A 14,694-nucleotide genomic window follows, 5' to 3' on the forward strand; every position below is an offset into this window, starting at 1 on the left:
GTCTTTATTGAAGAAATTTTACTCATTACGCTTTGGTAGCTTACAATAGATAAGGATGTCCCTGCACACCAGAAGCCGAAATCCTTGTACCTAAATGACTTGGTTGATGAGTGATACGCTACGTTTGTCGACTATGTAGATCAGCGTCTGAAAGTTGTTGTGAAAAAGCTAGGCATCGTCATAACAAGGCAATAATCTGTTTCCAGTATGTTTGTCTTCCGAAATCAGACTATTTCTCTCGGATATGCCTGCCTCAATTCTGCTCATTGACGATGAACCGAAGCTACGCCAGCTCCTGGCCCGTATTCTGCAATTAGAAGGGTACACTCTTTTTGAAGCCGCCGATGTTCGTTCCGGTCTGAAAACGCTCGCCCGAGAAGAAATTCAGCTCGTTATCTGCGACGTTAAGCTACCAGATGGCAACGGAATTGATCTTTCAGCGCAAATAAAACAAGTGTATCCGGCGATCGAAATTATTGTGCTGACGGCTTACGGAACTATTTCTGATGGGGTAACGGCTATCAAAAACGGTGCATTTGATTATATTACAAAAGGCGACGATAACGATAAAATAATTCCGCTCGTCAGTCGGGCTGTTGAGAAAGCAAATCTGCAATTCAGAATTCAGCAGCTTGAACAACAAATCAGCCGACGGTATGGCTTTGATAATATTATTGGCCATTCAAAAGCCATCCAGCAAGCGATCGAGCTGGCACGTAAAGTAGCCGTAACCGACACTACCGTTTTGCTCACCGGCGAAACAGGAACGGGTAAAGAAGTTTTTGCGCAGGCAATTCATCAGTCCAGTCCACGCAGAATGGGTCCATTCGTTGCCATTAACTGTGGAGCGCTGGGAAAGGATATTTTGGAAAGTGAGCTTTTCGGTCATCGTGCTGGGGCCTTTACCGGCGCCAGTCGCGACCAGAAAGGACTATTCGCGGAAGCCAATAAGGGGAGTATTTTTCTGGATGAGATTGGCGAAATGCCGCTCGATTTACAGACAAAACTGTTACGTGTTCTTGAAACGCATGAGTTTCTGCGGGTAGGTGACACCAGGCCGACTAAAACCGACGTACGTGTTATTGCCGCTACAAACCGGGGATTGGAAGCGGAAGCCAATTCTGGCCGCTTTCGACTGGATTTATACTATCGGCTATCCGTATTTCAAATCGAACTTCCTCCACTACGTAATCGACGCGACGATATTGCCGACCTGGCCGAGCAATTTGCCCGGCAGTACGCAGCCAAGCTGGGGAAGCGCGATGTTCAACTCCATCCTATATTCATAGAAAAGCTCCAGCAGCATTCCTGGAAAGGAAACATACGTGAGTTAAAGAATGTAATTGAACGGGCTGTCATTCTTTCTGATACGTCCATTACAGGTATAGTCGAGCTTACATCTGATCTGCTTCCGTATGAAATGCAGACGGCCAACGTATCGGCCGGAACAACAAATGAAGCAGCCCTCGATTTAGCCACCGTTGAAAAGCAGCACATCCAGCGCGTACTACGTCAGACAAGCGGAAACAAGACTGAAACAGCCCGACTTCTTGGTATTGGTCTAACAACCCTTTACCGAAAGCTTCAGGAAGCGGGATTAGAGAAGTGATTTAAGCCTGGCAAAATTGACTGCTACAAGATGACGTGTTGGCCGTCATTATAAATTATCTACTGGCTTGAAGCAACCTGATAACCGTATCTAGTCTGTAGGCATAGTCTCTTCCTGCGATTTCGCGTCCTCTCATTCATCACTCAACAAGGTTTCAGCTCAGACCTATCAGTAGCCATGGGTGGCTTGTGTTGAAACATGGTCTCCTGAAGATGCCTAATTCAATCAGATTTCTAAATAGAGACTCCTATCAACCTGTTATTCCAATCAATAGTTGAAAACTGATGACCAATAAAGACGTAACGATCGATAGTCAATACCTGGCAACAAAGGCACCAATTATGATCCGGTCAAGCTTGCTAAGCACTGATTACTGCTCAACTATGACAAGTTTTTGACCACTCTTATCAATAGAGACTGTTACGTCGAATCAGATTGATATAATAATCATCAACCCTTACATACTTCAGCAAAAATACTATCAGTAAATACTTAGTTATACAAAAATATTTTTGAGTATTAATCCCTACAGTATGAGTAATAATTACCACATTAGATGTACATACATTTAAAATAATGGAACCTAAACCCTTGATTATGAGCAGGTATATACATATACATTTTGTGGTATGATTATTTCTGAAAATGAGATGGGATTCGTCAATGAGTTCTACTAAACTATTTATCAATATGTTCCTGAAAACTTCAAAACACCCCCAGGATTACTTGACTGAACAATCCTTCTGGACCGGTCTGGTTGCGGGCGCGGTCGCTGGATTAGCCGTAGGACTGCTGGTTGCTCCCCGTTCGGGTAAGCATACGCGTAAAAAACTAGCTGATTCAATATCCGAACACACTCAGCCAATTCAGCGGGAATGGGGCAAGGCTCAAGCGCAGGCTGGTGATGCGATTGATCGTATCAAAACGAACATCAATCATGTTGCAGATAAAATACAGGATGAAGTTGACGTCTATGCAGACAAAGCAGAAGAAACACTTAGTCCATTAGCGGATAAAACTAAATCAGGCTTTGATAAGCTCAGAGACACTATTAAGCTCGGCTGACCGACCACTAGCTTATTCTGATTGACTCAACTACTATGAAAAAATCCGCGGTCAAACGAGGATTCTCTTTTACCTCACGCAAGCAAGCCGGTATCCTGCTTGACCGCTGAATTCTAACTACGCTAATAATAATGAAACATCAACTCTCATATTCAATGGATGAGTCCTCTGACCACATCAACTTTATCAAGCGCATCTCTTGGAGTGCCGTTTTCGCTGGGGTGCTAGTAGGAATTGTCAGCCAGATCTTGCTGACCTTATTGGGTCTAGGTATCGGTCTGAGCACGATTGATCCGATCACCGAACGCAATCCTGCGGCAGGGTTAGGAACAGGAAGCGCCATCTGGTATGGCATCAGCAGTTTAGTATCACTATTTTTAGGGGGTTGGATAGCGGGCCGATTGGCCAGCGCCCCCCGGCTATTTGACGGTATCATTCACGGAGTGTTAACCTGGTGCTTGGCTACCCTGCTGACCATCTATTTCCTCACAACCACTATCGGCAACCTTTTGGGTGGAGCTAGTCGATTGATTGGCGGACTGGTGAGCACCGCAGGTACGGCAGTTGCAGCCGCAGCACCCAGCATTGGCGCTGCGGTGGATGATCAGTTAAGTGCCAACGGTATTGATTGGCGAAACATAAAACTGGACGATCTAAAGCAAGAGGCAAATAAGCTCTTGCGGCAGACGGGCGATGCTCAGTTGAATCCAAACACTCTGGAGACTAAAGCCGAACAAGCTGGCAATCAGGTAAAACAGGCAACGAAAGAAGCAGCGCAGAGTCCACAGGCGGCTGACGATATTGCCGGTGGTTTATTTGATCGTTTATTTCAAAAGGGGCAGACTACAGTCAACAGTGTCGATCGGGACGACGCGGTGAATGTGGTAATGAAACGGACGGGGAAGAGTCGGGCTGAAGCGGAACAGATTGTCGATAACTGGATCAGTACCTATAAACAAGCAGCGGCTAAGTTCGAACAAACCAAGCAGGAAGCTCAACTGAAAGCTCGGCAAGCGGCTGACGCAGCGGCTTCCGGAGCCTCAAAAGCAGCCCTGTTTGGCTTTCTCGGCCTGTTGATTGGGGTTGTCTCCTCAGGGTATGGGGCCAAGTTGGGTACTGAGTCAAAAGACGAGGTGCATTCGCTGGACCGCCCCGTTCGCTCAGTGACCTAGACGTTAGGAAATTCGCTTTCCTAATTCAAAAATCCAACAGATCCTCTTCAAGTCGTAATTATCCGGTGTGATAGTTACGACTTCGTTTATGAGCCCCCATACCAGAGGCTACAATTCATGACTGGATCTTACTGGATTATCTACTTATTTACTACGTTATCTCTGGTCAAAATTATACAAAGAAATGGATCAGGCGCTCTAGTCGTTGAATGTCTGAACTTGCAAAAGGGAGCGCAAAGTAGTAATACTGTTCCGATCCCTTTTGCAGATTCAGACATTCAATCGTCCAGTGCTTAAGTCTATGATCCAAATCCTTCTTCGCTGCTTTACTTCACTCACATTTATTATTCTATTCGCCCACTCGTCTCTAAAGGCTCAACCCGCCGAAAAGCATTATTTACTGAAAGCTGGTTTGCTCTACGACGCCGAAAAAAATGCATTTGTCAAAGGCCAGCAGATTCTCATCAAAGGAAGCCGAATCATTCAGGTCGGAGCAAAGCTTGACGTTCCCCCGAACACTCAGGTGCTCGATTTTCCTCATGCTACCGTAGCACCAGGGCTCATCGATGCCCATACCCATGTGCTGACCAGCCAGGGAATAACCGAAGAACTAGCGGCCGACGCCATACTACGTTCCTCCGAGCACCGGGTCCTGCGGGCAGTTAAATATCTCAAGAGTTATCTGGCTGCCGGTTTTACCAGCATCCGGGATGTGGGAAACTCTGGCCAGTACCTGGATGTTGAACTACGCCAAGCCCTTGAGCGACGCGATATTGACGGCCCGCGGATGTTTGTTTCCGGCCCTATCATTGGCTCAATGGACGGCCAGTTAACGAGTGGTTTCCCTCTGCGGAAGTTTGACCATGTGGCCCGCTCAGAACAGAGCCTGGTCAGTGGGGCCGAGGAGGCTAGCAAAGCGGTTAAAGAGCATATTGCCCGGGGGGTGGATCTGATCAAAATTCTGGCCATCGGCAACCGTTTGACCTTGAGCCTAGAGGAGATGAAGGCCATTGTTCAAACGGCCCATGCTCATCGCCTGAAAGTAACGGCGCATTGCGACCGAGACTGGGCTGCTCATGCCGCTATCCAGGCGGGTGTCGATGGCATCGAACATGCCTACGGCTTTAAGCAAGCTACCCTGGATACGATGGCTCAGAAAGGTATTTACGTAGTACCCACCTATGGTTCGGTCGATGGTATGGCTTATTATCGAAAATTGACCAAGCAGGACTATAAGCTTGACGAGCTAAAGAAAGAATTTGCGGATAGTTGGGGCAAGTGGGTGCTGGCAATACGCAAAGCAGGCTTGCACATGGTAGCTGGTTCAGACGCTTATTACGATATAGGCGTGCCACGGGGCGATTGGGCCAAGCAGACGCTGCGGGGGTACTGGGATGCGGGTCTGACACCGGAAGAGGTCTTGCAATCGTCGACAATCAATGCGGCAAGGATCTTGAATCAGACTGGTGAGCTGGGCGTCATCAAAGCCAATGCGCTTGCCGATATAGTGGTGTTCAACGGAGATCTGAAACAGAATTTTAGCCAGGCGTTGTTTGATGTAGCCCTGGTAATGAAGGAAGGACGTATCGAGTTTCAAAAGACCCAGCCTTAGACTATGACGGTTGAAACTAGTAAGATCAGGTCAATGGCATAGGCCGATGAGTTGATAAAGCTTATTTTTGGTTAAAAAGAAAACTATGCTGTCAAAATACCTTTGGATGACGGGCTCTTTAACCATCGCTACGTTAGGAAGTATTCACCTGTACCTCACATTTTTTACAACTGCGTTTTCATCAACAAATGAGAAGATGGTTCAGCAGATGCAAGCCTCTTCGCCGATGCTGAGTCCAGCCATTAATATGTGGAAGGCATGGATTGGCCTCAATGCCAGTCACAGTAGTGGACTATTATTTATGGGACTGCTTAATTTCTACCTGGCGCTTCGCTACTTCGGCCATGTTCAATCCGACCCTTTCTTTTTCATTATCACAATTCTAACGATTGGCTTTTACGTTTGGTTAGCCGAAAAGTATTGGTTTACGATTCCCTTGCTGGGCGTTTTGATGGCCCTGATTTGCTTCGTGGTTTCTTACGTTTTAACCTTGACAAACGACTGACCTATCGATAGTTGCCCGGTCTATGGCAGATAACTGCTAGTAAGTCCCAGCGGAGAATTAACCCGTGCAGCTTTTGTTCGTCGTACTCATCAATACTATAATCGACTACAAAATACCCTAGTATATAGATCTTACTGTCACTAGTACGATTATTGGACTCTTCACAAAACAGAAAGTGTTTTGGAACGGCTAGTCTGGCTTCCTTTTGCCCTGTTTGTCAGGATTCTACGGGCAAACGATTTCAATCAACCACTGAACGATTGGCAGGGTCAAATACTGATCTGATCACTACTTCATAACCGAAAAGGTCAAACAAATCATGACGCTTAAAACAAAAGTAGCGCTCTCCTTGATTTTTCTGTTCAGCATTATTCTGCTACTGGGCGGATTGAGCGCCTATTACCTGAACCGCCTGTCTGAAGATTCACAGGCGATTTTGAAAGATAATTACATGTCGCTGGAACTCGCCAGCGACATGCAGAAAACCCTGGCTGTCCTCCGTTCAAACGATAAACTTTCTGCCGACGACCTCGCCGATTTTGAGGAAAGTCTGCAAAAACAGGAACGTAACGTGACAGAAATAAACGAGCAGGATGTAACCACTACGTTACGGCGGGAATTTAATCGGTTACGTAACGAACCGACAGATCCAGCGATTACCAGCCGCATCCAGCAAAGTTTATTTGCAATAGACGATCTGAATCGGCAGGCCATAATGCGCAAAAGCGATACGGCAAAGGCAACGGCAAAAGATGCTTTGCTCTGGTTAGCGTTTATTGGCACATTCTGTGTACTGATTGTTTTGTCGTTTATCGTCAATATTCCCGGCTACATCGCCAATCCAGTGCGTGAATTGACGCGCGGGATCAAACAGATTGCCAGTCGAAATTTCGAAGAGCGGCTTCACATCCGATCGGGTGATGAATTTGGTGAATTAGCGCGTTCCTTTAATTCGATGGCACAGAAGCTGGACGAATACGAACACTCTAATCTGGCGCGGGTGTTGTTCGCCAAAAAGCGGATCGATACCTTAATCCAGATCATGAACGACGCTATTATTGGACTGGACGAAAAACGAATTATTCTCTTTGTAAATCCGGTAGCCAGCCGACTGCTGGGTATCGAACAAGAAAAGCTTATCGGTAAATATGCGCCCGACGTAGCATCTACCAACGATCTGATGCGAACACTGATTCACGGTATTATGCCGGATGACGTTACCTTTCGTGAACGACAACGCATTGGTAACACGCATAAAGATACTCCTGGCGCGTTATTGAAAATTTACGATCCGGGGCCAGACGGCACAGCCGGAAAAGAGAGCTATTTCACCAAACAGATTCAATCCGTTGACGTAACGCCTACTGGTGAGCAGCAGCCCGTTCAGGCTGGCTATGTGATTGTTCTGCAAAACGTTACGTCTTACAAAGAACTGGACCTGGCCAAAACCAATTTTATAGCGACTGTATCGCATGAATTAAAAACGCCCATCTCGGCGATTAAAATGAGCCTGAAACTCCTTCAGGACAGCCGAATTGGGCCGCTAAACGAAGAGCAGCAACAACTGGCTGTTAGCGTTGGCGACAATGCCGATCGGCTTTTAAAAATCACAGGAGAGCTGATGAATATGGCTCAAGTCGAGTCAGGGCAGATTCAGTTGCAGATTCATTCGGTGGCCCCCGCCGAACTGGTGCAAACGGCAACGAATGCGCTACGTGCCCAAGCCGAACAAAAGCACATTTCGTTCAACATCACGCTGCCAACCGACTTACCGCTCGTCAAAGCAGATCTGGATAAAGCTTCCTGGGTGTTAATTAACTTTCTGTCGAATGCACTACGTCATAGTCCCGACGATAATAGCATTGATATTTCGGCGCTACGTACGGGCTCTCAAGTCGAATTTACCGTTCGGGATTACGGTCCTGGATTACGACCCGAACACCGCGCAAAAGTTTTTGATCGATACTTCCGGGCTCCTGGTATTAATGGTCAATCAAGCGGTACGGGACTTGGACTAGCCATTTCTAAAGAGTTTATCCAATCGATGGGGGGCGAGGTTGGTTTACACGACAACGTAACGCCCGGAGCTTCGTTCTTCTTCCGGCTGTCACTTAGCTGATTCCCGGGTTTTGTTAGCGCCTTAAAATGGTTCAAGGTTGCAGCCGTCATGCCGTAGCATAAAACCTGCAACCTTGAACCTAACCAATTACTTTACCTTTAGCGCATCATTTTATTCAACTTGCCCGATGCCTGCATGGTGTTCATTTTCTTCATCATCTTCCGCATCTCGTCGAATTGTTTCAGTAGATTATTTACCTGCTGAATATTCGTGCCACTACCGGCCGCGATACGTTTCTTCCGGCTTCCATCAATGATATCAGGACGCTGCCGCTCTTTCGGCGTCATTGAGCTGATAATGGCTTCGATAGGCTTAAAGGAATCGTTATCAATGTCCAGATCTTTGATCATCTTACCCATACCGGGTATCATACCAAGCAGATCTTTTACGTTCCCCATCTTCTTGATCTGTTGCAGTTGCGACAGGAAATCGTCGAAGTCAAACTGGTTTTTACGCATCTTGGCATTGATGCGTTTGGCTTCTTCCTCGTCAAAGGCTTGCTGCGCACGCTCCACCAGCGATATTACGTCACCCATACCCAGAATCCGGCTTGCCATCCGATCGGGGTAGAACACGTCGAGGGCTTCCATTTTTTCACCTGTACTGATGAATTTAATGGGCTTATTCACTACCGTTTTGATAGAAAGAGCAGCTCCACCACGCGCATCGCCATCAAGCTTGGTCAGAACTACTCCATCGAAATCAAGCCGTTCGTTGAAGGTTTTAGCCGTATTTACCGCATCCTGCCCCGTCATTGAGTCTACAACAAACAGCGTTTCGGTGGGCGCAATGGCACGCTTAACCGCTTCGATTTCCTGCATCATGGCTTCATCGACGGCCAGACGACCTGCGGTATCCACAATGACAATTTTCTTACCGGTTTTACGAGCCTGCGTAATCGCGTTTTGCGAAATTTGAACGGCGTTTTTGTTTTCAGGTTCGGAATAAACCTCTACGCCAACCTGCTCGCCCAATACTTTTAGCTGGTCAATAGCGGCTGGACGATAAATGTCGGCCGCAACAAGAAGAACGTTACGTCCCTGTTTTTTCAGATAGGATGCCAGCTTACCAGAGAACGTCGTTTTACCAGATCCCTGTAGCCCGGCGATGAGTATAATGGCAGGGTCGCCTTTGATATTGATACCCTGCGCTTCGCCCCCCATCAATTCGGTTAGTTCTTCCTGTACAATTTTGACGAACAATTGGCCAGGTTCAACCGAAATAAGCACTTTGCGATCCAGGGCCTTATCGCGAATACGGTCGGTGATTTCTTTAGCGACTTTGTAGTTAACGTCAGCGTCAGTCAGAGCACGGCGCACCTCTTTGATTGTGGCCGCAACGTTAATTTCAGTAATGCGGCCTTGCCCTTTGAGGGTCTTGATGGCCTTATTAAGTTTATCCTGAAGATTCTCAAACATAGTATTTTACAAACGATGCTGTAAAGATAACAGTTTCCGGTGGGCGTTATCGCGCTGATTTATTACGTCGTCTTATTTTCTGCAACAGTCAGGTCAATACTTAGCTTTTTTATGAATCATGACGTAGCAATCATTAAGGAACGTAGAAGACCTGTATACTATTTTGCCTGATAAGTATTTTATGAAATTTATAATATGCAAAAAATTATTTCCTTTAAAATAATTAATGCCCGTATATAAGTTGCTAATATTATCTACGTTATGTTCGCACAAGCGCAAACTGCCTTTATGGACTGTCCCAGAGTGCCGTACGCTTTAACCCTACTCATGAAACCGTTTCCGTTTAAAAGCCTGTTGATAACGGCCTCGCTATTATGCGCTGGTTTATTCGTTTCGACAATCATGGTAGCTATGCCAATGCAGGGCGGCTTATCGACTACGTCGAAGACTGTCAAGGAAACAGCCATGTCCACGAAGGCCGAATCGGGGGCGTTTAGTAAAAACCCGGTCGTGGCACGTAATACAACGGCTAAACCCGAAGTGGCGACGATTCCCCCAGCCGATCAGAAAGATCAGGATAAGAAGACGATTGGCCGTTGCTGGAAGCGTTTGATGAACATGGTGCGTGAGGTGAGCCATGCCCATCGTACCAAAAGTAATCCGTAACTATTCCTCCTCACTCTACAGATTCAGGACTAGCCTGCGCTTGTAAACGGCCGTATTGTTTTCAGACGGTAGCCGGAATTTCTTCCGTTGACTTGGCGGGCTTCCGGGGAATATAGTGACGAAATAGGCTGCTGATTTTCATCTGCAGAACCCCGAAAACAGCTTCTTTGAAAATTTTGGACGACATTTTGGAAACCCCTTTTGTACGGTCTGTAAAAATGATTGGCACTTCATGAATGCGAAACCCGTATTTCCAGCAGGTGAACTTCATCTCGATCTGAAAGGCATACCCCACAAATTTGATTGGGTTATGTAATATTACTTCCAGCACTTCGGCCCGATAGCAGATAAATCCGGCGGTAGGGTCCATAACGGACATGCCCGTAACAAATCGCACGTAGACACCGGCGAAATACGACATCAACACTCTACCGATTGGCCAATTCACTACGTTGACTCCCCGTATATACCGGGACCCTACGGCTACATCAGCCCGCTCAGGCCCTTCATCGGCGCAGGCATGGTACAATTTAACCAGATCTTCGGGGTTATGGGAGAAATCAGCGTCCATCTCAAAAAGATACTGATATCCTCTCGACAGCGCCCACTTAAATCCGTCAATATAAGCCGTTCCTAACCCTAATTTACCCCGTCGCTCCAACAAATGAAGCCGGGATTTACCCGGCCCGCGAAGTGACGTATCATTACTGGCAAATTCTTCCTGTAAATCCCGCACACGCCGAGCCGTTCCGTCGGGAGATCCATCATCAACGATAAGAATGTCGAATGGCTCAGGCAGGCTAAACACCTTGCGAATTATAGCCTCTATATTCTCAATTTCATTATAAGTTGGAATGACGACTAAACGCTCTTTCACGGTTTTCCAGGGTTATATATAGAGTTATTTATATAACTATAAATTGCTCTTAATTTGCACAATTAAAACATTAAAAATTGTTAATCATAGCTCATTCGGTTAACTGGTGAGCAAGTTTTTGAGCTTTTCGGATACAATCGGAGAGAGAGACTCCTCCGTACCAGTTGGCACACACAAAAAAGTTATCAGCTTCAGCGTTCCGGATCGGCTGTTTAATGGCAGCAAGATTAGCATCATACTGTGGAATGGCCCATTCCCAACGCTGACTCGCGCGATACACCGGGCCATCCGCCTTTATATCAAATCCATTTGAAAGCTCCTGATGAACCCGCCGAAATAGTACGTCGTCAGGCTGCCGGGCATTCGCTAAACTAGCCTGTCCGCCTACAAAGGTTGTAAATAAAACCTCATCCTCAGGACAACGTCCTTCAAATACGGAACTACTCCAGATATGCCCACTGGAAAACTGACCTTCTTTTTTGGGATTCAGGCCACCGAATCCGTTAAGCGGGTGGCCTACGTCAACCCTTTTGTACACTGAATGAACAGCTGTCATGGGTGGATAAACTACTTTACGTAATCCTCTCGAGAGTTCGGTAAAATGTGGCTCTACCAGGTTGGCCGCTACGTCAGCGCGAGTTGTAATAACGAGTTGATCAACTGTTTTGACTCCCGCTACACTCTCAATACGCCAGCCGTCACTCACTTTATCAATACGTTGAACGGGGTTGTTCAGTGAAAGATTAGTCAACTTATCAGCTAACGCATTGGGCAACACTTGCATCCCTTCTTTGAAACTAAACGACTGCCGCCTGCCCGTTGCCGATTGGTTTTTTATGAAACCACGTAACACCGAACCGTACTCTTTTTCATACTGAAGCAAGAGGGGAAATGTTTCGGAGACCAGCAACTGCTCGGGATCGCCGGCATAAATACCAGCGACAAACGGACCAAGAGCGTACTCGACGATTTCATCAGAAAACCGTCGCCGAAAAAACTGCGCCAGCGTTTCGCCTTCGGGCGACACGGTTTTGTTGTTACGTTCCTGAAAGATAGCAAGCTTGGTTTTCCAGCTAAAAAAACTCCCAAACAACAATGAGAGAGGCCCGGACGGTAATTTTTGATAACGCCCATCACGGAAAATATATCGCGCTTTGCTTACCGGTTTACTAAAGGTTAGCTCAGGAGTGAGTCCTAATTCATCGAGCCATTGTAGAAGATCGGCATCGCCGAGAAGAGAATTTGGCCCCAACTCGCGCAAATATTTCCCGGCTTCACGACGCGACTGAATATACCCGCCTGGCTGATCGGTTGCTTCCCAAAGCTGATATTCAACGCCCCTTTTCTGTAGTTCGTAGGCTAGCGATAAACCAGAGATTCCGGCTCCAATAATACCGATTATCATGAACGAATGGGCTTTTTGGCCGCAACTTTACTCGTATCTACTTTACGTGTCAGTTTATCAACCACTTTCTTATAAATAGCTTCCATGTCGGCCGGGTGCGATGAATAAAAAATATAGCTCTTCCGGTACATAGCCGTATCGACACCGAATTTTCGAAAGATCTGACTCTCCAAATGCTTGTAAGCCATATTTGATGAATCAATCGCCCCTAAATTCAGGCGGCTTACCTGGGCTTCGGCCATATGCACCTCGGCCAGTATGTTAGCCATGCGATCTTCGTCGATCAGATTATCAGGACGCTGATCTTCGGGTGCCGTGCACGACAACATCAGCCAAAAGCTCAGTAAGAGTCCACCCAAAAGAGATACGTATCGATTCTGCCGCATAATTTCTTAGCTTACTTTTGTAAGCCAATCCTGACGGGCAAAGTTCGGAACTAAGCGTTAAAATAGCTTAAGTTTTACGGCTGACTGACAACAATCATCGTGCGCCGTGCCGAGTTTTTTACGTGTATTTCGACTTTGATTTGTACTGTTCCTCCGTACGTTACGTTAAACTAGGGTACTTCTATGGACGAATTTTTAGCTCGACTCCGCAACTTCGATATTCGCATTCGTAAAGCGGTTAACTCACAGATGCGCGGTAGTTTTCGGTCCATATTTAAAGGAAGTGGACTGGAGTTCAGCGACTTGCGTACGTATCAGTATGGTGATGACGTACGTGCAATTGACTGGAACGTATCGTCAAAAGGGCATGGTACATTCGTAAAAATCTTCCGTGAGGAAAAAGATCAGACTGTTTTTTTCATCGTCGACGTTAGTGCCTCACAACAGGTTGGCCCTCATTACCGCCATAAGCTGGAAGCAACCAAAGAAGTGTGTGGCGTATTAGCACTGTCGGCCATTCGCGAAGCGAATCACGTGGGAATGTACTGTTTTTCCGACCAGAAGGAGAAATATATCAAACCAGCCAATGGTCTGAAAACTGGCTATCAGCTGATCATGGGCCTTTATAAATTGCAACCCGTATCGGGCCGGACGAACATTGCCGATGCGCTACTGTTCACGCTAAACGTACTGAAACGCCGGAGTGTCGTTATCCTGCTGTCCGATTTTATCGATCAGAGTTACGAACATAATCTTAGAGCTCTGGCGCAAAAACATGATCTGGTAGTGATTCATCTGTACGATCAGCGGGAGGTGAAACTGCCTAAACTGGGCATCATTCCCGTTCATGATACCGAAACGGGCCGAACGTTGTGGGTCAATACGTCTTCCAGTTCGTTCCGGACTAAATTGCATGAATCGTTTCGCCAGAATCAGATTCGGCTTGAACGACTGTGTAAGCAGTTTAATGCTAACTACCTCGCCATTGATTCGCAGGAAGACTTTGTGCCAAAACTTGTTGAATTGTTTAGGGTAAGAAAGTACCAATGAAATTAAACAGGCGTAGTCTCTTTATCTTCTGTTGGCTGGTCACCGTTTCTGGCTGGGCACAATCGCCGGCGAGAATACATGGTCATTTCCTGACGGACAGTATTGAAATTGGCCGGCCATTCCGGTACTCATTAACGTATTGGCACCGACCCAGAATTGACGTATTGTTTCCTGATACAGCGAAGTCGTTCCTGCCCTATCGGGTGCAGAAAGTGGACGTTTATGCCACCCAAACGACAGGAGAAGGTTCTAAAGCGATTAGCCGGGATAGCGCCGTTTATACACTGGTATCTTTTGAGACTGATTCAAGTCAGATGCTACGTGTGCCAATTCGTGTTATCAACGATCTTGATTGTACAGCATACTGGTCGCAAATGGATACTGTTTTTCTACGGTCAAAATTATCTCCACGAAAGCTCGCTTCGCCAAATTCGCAGACGATTGCTCTGGCAACGGAAACCCATCTGGTACCGCTCCAGCAGCAATTTAATTACACAGCGCTTGCCAGGGGATTACTCTCAATAGGCGCAATCATAGCTGTCTTATACGGTCTGTTCGGTCGGGCAATTCGGCGCCAGTGGCGACTTTATCAGCTTAACCGTCGTCACCTGCGCTTTCTGCACAACTATAACCAACTCGGGGTGCGTCTTAATTCACTAACAGTTTCGGAAACGGCCAACCAGGCTGTTGTTATGTGGAAAATGTATATGGAAAGACTGGATCGTCAACCTTATATTTCCCTGACGACGCCAGAACTGGCCGAACGAATGAATGATGAACGAGTAACCGATGCGCTGCGTGAAGCCGATC

Annotated in this window: 13 protein-coding genes; 9 read left to right on the forward strand and 4 right to left on the reverse strand. The window is 46.6% G+C overall.

The window, feature by feature from the left end:
- The first annotated feature begins 244 nt into the window (after positions 1–244).
- The 6 genes from ACOJS8_RS00145 to ACOJS8_RS00170 all read left to right on the forward strand — a co-directional run bounded on the left by ACOJS8_RS00145 (position 245) and on the right by ACOJS8_RS00170 (position 8,082).
- Positions 245–1,609, forward strand: coding sequence for a sigma-54-dependent transcriptional regulator (locus ACOJS8_RS00145; protein WP_420146502.1), 1,365 nt, complete (start codon positions 245–247; stop codon positions 1,607–1,609).
- Between the two features lie 690 nt (positions 1,610–2,299).
- Complete coding sequence (locus ACOJS8_RS00150) at positions 2,300–2,674, forward strand: YtxH domain-containing protein (RefSeq protein ID WP_420146503.1); 375 nt, start codon at positions 2,300–2,302, stop codon at positions 2,672–2,674.
- 155 nt (positions 2,675–2,829) lie between these two features.
- The gene (locus ACOJS8_RS00155) at positions 2,830–3,846 is read left to right on the forward strand and encodes a YrzE family protein (RefSeq protein WP_420146504.1); all 1,017 of its coding nucleotides are present in this window, start codon (positions 2,830–2,832) and stop codon (positions 3,844–3,846) included.
- 301 nt (positions 3,847–4,147) lie between these two features.
- Positions 4,148–5,458: an amidohydrolase family protein gene (locus ACOJS8_RS00160; protein WP_420146505.1), complete on the forward strand. Its 1,311-nt coding sequence runs from the start codon at positions 4,148–4,150 to the stop codon at positions 5,456–5,458.
- Positions 5,459–5,543: 85 nt separating this feature from the next.
- Positions 5,544–5,963 carry an LIC_13387 family protein gene (locus ACOJS8_RS00165; RefSeq protein ID WP_420146506.1) on the forward strand — a complete coding sequence of 140 codons (420 nt, stop codon included), beginning with the start codon at positions 5,544–5,546 and terminating at the stop codon, positions 5,961–5,963.
- Positions 5,964–6,282: 319 nt separating this feature from the next.
- A complete protein-coding gene (locus ACOJS8_RS00170) occupies positions 6,283–8,082 on the forward strand; it encodes an ATP-binding protein (protein ID WP_420146507.1) in 1,800 nt (599 codons plus the stop codon).
- A gap of 98 nt (positions 8,083–8,180) precedes the next feature.
- Here the strand turns inward: ACOJS8_RS00170 and ffh are convergent, their stop codons facing one another.
- The gene (ffh, locus tag ACOJS8_RS00175; protein WP_420146508.1) at positions 8,181–9,500 is read right to left on the reverse strand and encodes a signal recognition particle protein; all 1,320 of its coding nucleotides are present in this window, start codon (positions 9,498–9,500) and stop codon (positions 8,181–8,183) included.
- Between the two features lie 327 nt (positions 9,501–9,827).
- On the opposite strand from ffh, the gene ACOJS8_RS00180 reads away from it, so the two are divergent.
- Complete coding sequence (locus ACOJS8_RS00180) at positions 9,828–10,166, forward strand: hypothetical protein (protein ID WP_420146509.1); 339 nt, start codon at positions 9,828–9,830, stop codon at positions 10,164–10,166.
- A 61-nt stretch (positions 10,167–10,227) separates the two neighbouring features.
- On the opposite strand, the gene ACOJS8_RS00185 is transcribed toward ACOJS8_RS00180, so the two are convergent.
- The 3 genes from ACOJS8_RS00185 to ACOJS8_RS00195 all read right to left on the reverse strand — a co-directional run bounded on the left by ACOJS8_RS00185 (position 10,228) and on the right by ACOJS8_RS00195 (position 12,834).
- Positions 10,228–11,043 carry a polyprenol monophosphomannose synthase gene (locus ACOJS8_RS00185; protein ID WP_420146510.1) on the reverse strand — a complete coding sequence of 272 codons (816 nt, stop codon included), beginning with the start codon at positions 11,041–11,043 and terminating at the stop codon, positions 10,228–10,230.
- 91 nt (positions 11,044–11,134) lie between these two features.
- Entirely contained in the window at positions 11,135–12,448 is a 1,314-nt protein-coding gene (gene hemG, locus ACOJS8_RS00190) for a protoporphyrinogen oxidase (protein ID WP_420146511.1), read from the reverse strand.
- Positions 12,445–12,834 (reverse strand): DUF4296 domain-containing protein, encoded by a 390-nt coding sequence (locus tag ACOJS8_RS00195; protein ID WP_420146512.1) that lies wholly within the window; start codon positions 12,832–12,834, stop codon positions 12,445–12,447. Before ACOJS8_RS00195 ends, hemG begins: the two co-directional genes overlap by 4 nt.
- A gap of 183 nt (positions 12,835–13,017) precedes the next feature.
- Here ACOJS8_RS00195 and ACOJS8_RS00200 point away from each other — a divergent pair, with 183 nt between their 5' ends.
- Positions 13,018–13,884: a DUF58 domain-containing protein gene (locus ACOJS8_RS00200; RefSeq protein ID WP_420146513.1), complete on the forward strand. Its 867-nt coding sequence runs from the start codon at positions 13,018–13,020 to the stop codon at positions 13,882–13,884.
- On the forward strand, positions 13,881–14,694 hold an 814-nt coding region (locus ACOJS8_RS00205; protein ID WP_420146514.1), incomplete at its 3' end, for a hypothetical protein. The genes ACOJS8_RS00200 and ACOJS8_RS00205, both read left to right, overlap by 4 nt.

The sequence above is a fragment of the Spirosoma sp. genome (assembly GCF_048594605.1).
In the GTDB taxonomy this organism is placed as follows: Bacteria; Bacteroidota; Bacteroidia; order Cytophagales; family Spirosomataceae; genus Spirosoma.

Coding starts and splice junctions, on each gene's coding strand:
- ACOJS8_RS00145 (WP_420146502.1), top strand. CDS start 245: ATGCCTGCCTCAATTCTGCTCATTGACGATGAACCGAAGCTACGCCAG.
- ACOJS8_RS00150 (WP_420146503.1), top strand. CDS start 2,300: ATGTTCCTGAAAACTTCAAAACACCCCCAGGATTACTTGACTGAACAA.
- ACOJS8_RS00155 (WP_420146504.1), top strand. CDS start 2,830: ATGGATGAGTCCTCTGACCACATCAACTTTATCAAGCGCATCTCTTGG.
- ACOJS8_RS00160 (WP_420146505.1), top strand. CDS start 4,148: ATGATCCAAATCCTTCTTCGCTGCTTTACTTCACTCACATTTATTATT.
- ACOJS8_RS00165 (WP_420146506.1), top strand. CDS start 5,544: ATGCTGTCAAAATACCTTTGGATGACGGGCTCTTTAACCATCGCTACG.
- ACOJS8_RS00170 (WP_420146507.1), top strand. CDS start 6,283: ATGACGCTTAAAACAAAAGTAGCGCTCTCCTTGATTTTTCTGTTCAGC.
- ffh (WP_420146508.1), bottom strand. CDS start 9,500: ATGTTTGAGAATCTTCAGGATAAACTTAATAAGGCCATCAAGACCCTC.
- ACOJS8_RS00180 (WP_420146509.1), top strand. CDS start 9,828: ATGAAACCGTTTCCGTTTAAAAGCCTGTTGATAACGGCCTCGCTATTA.
- hemG (WP_420146511.1), bottom strand. CDS start 12,448: ATGATAATCGGTATTATTGGAGCCGGAATCTCTGGTTTATCGCTAGCC.
- ACOJS8_RS00195 (WP_420146512.1), bottom strand. CDS start 12,834: ATGCGGCAGAATCGATACGTATCTCTTTTGGGTGGACTCTTACTGAGC.
- ACOJS8_RS00200 (WP_420146513.1), top strand. CDS start 13,018: ATGGACGAATTTTTAGCTCGACTCCGCAACTTCGATATTCGCATTCGT.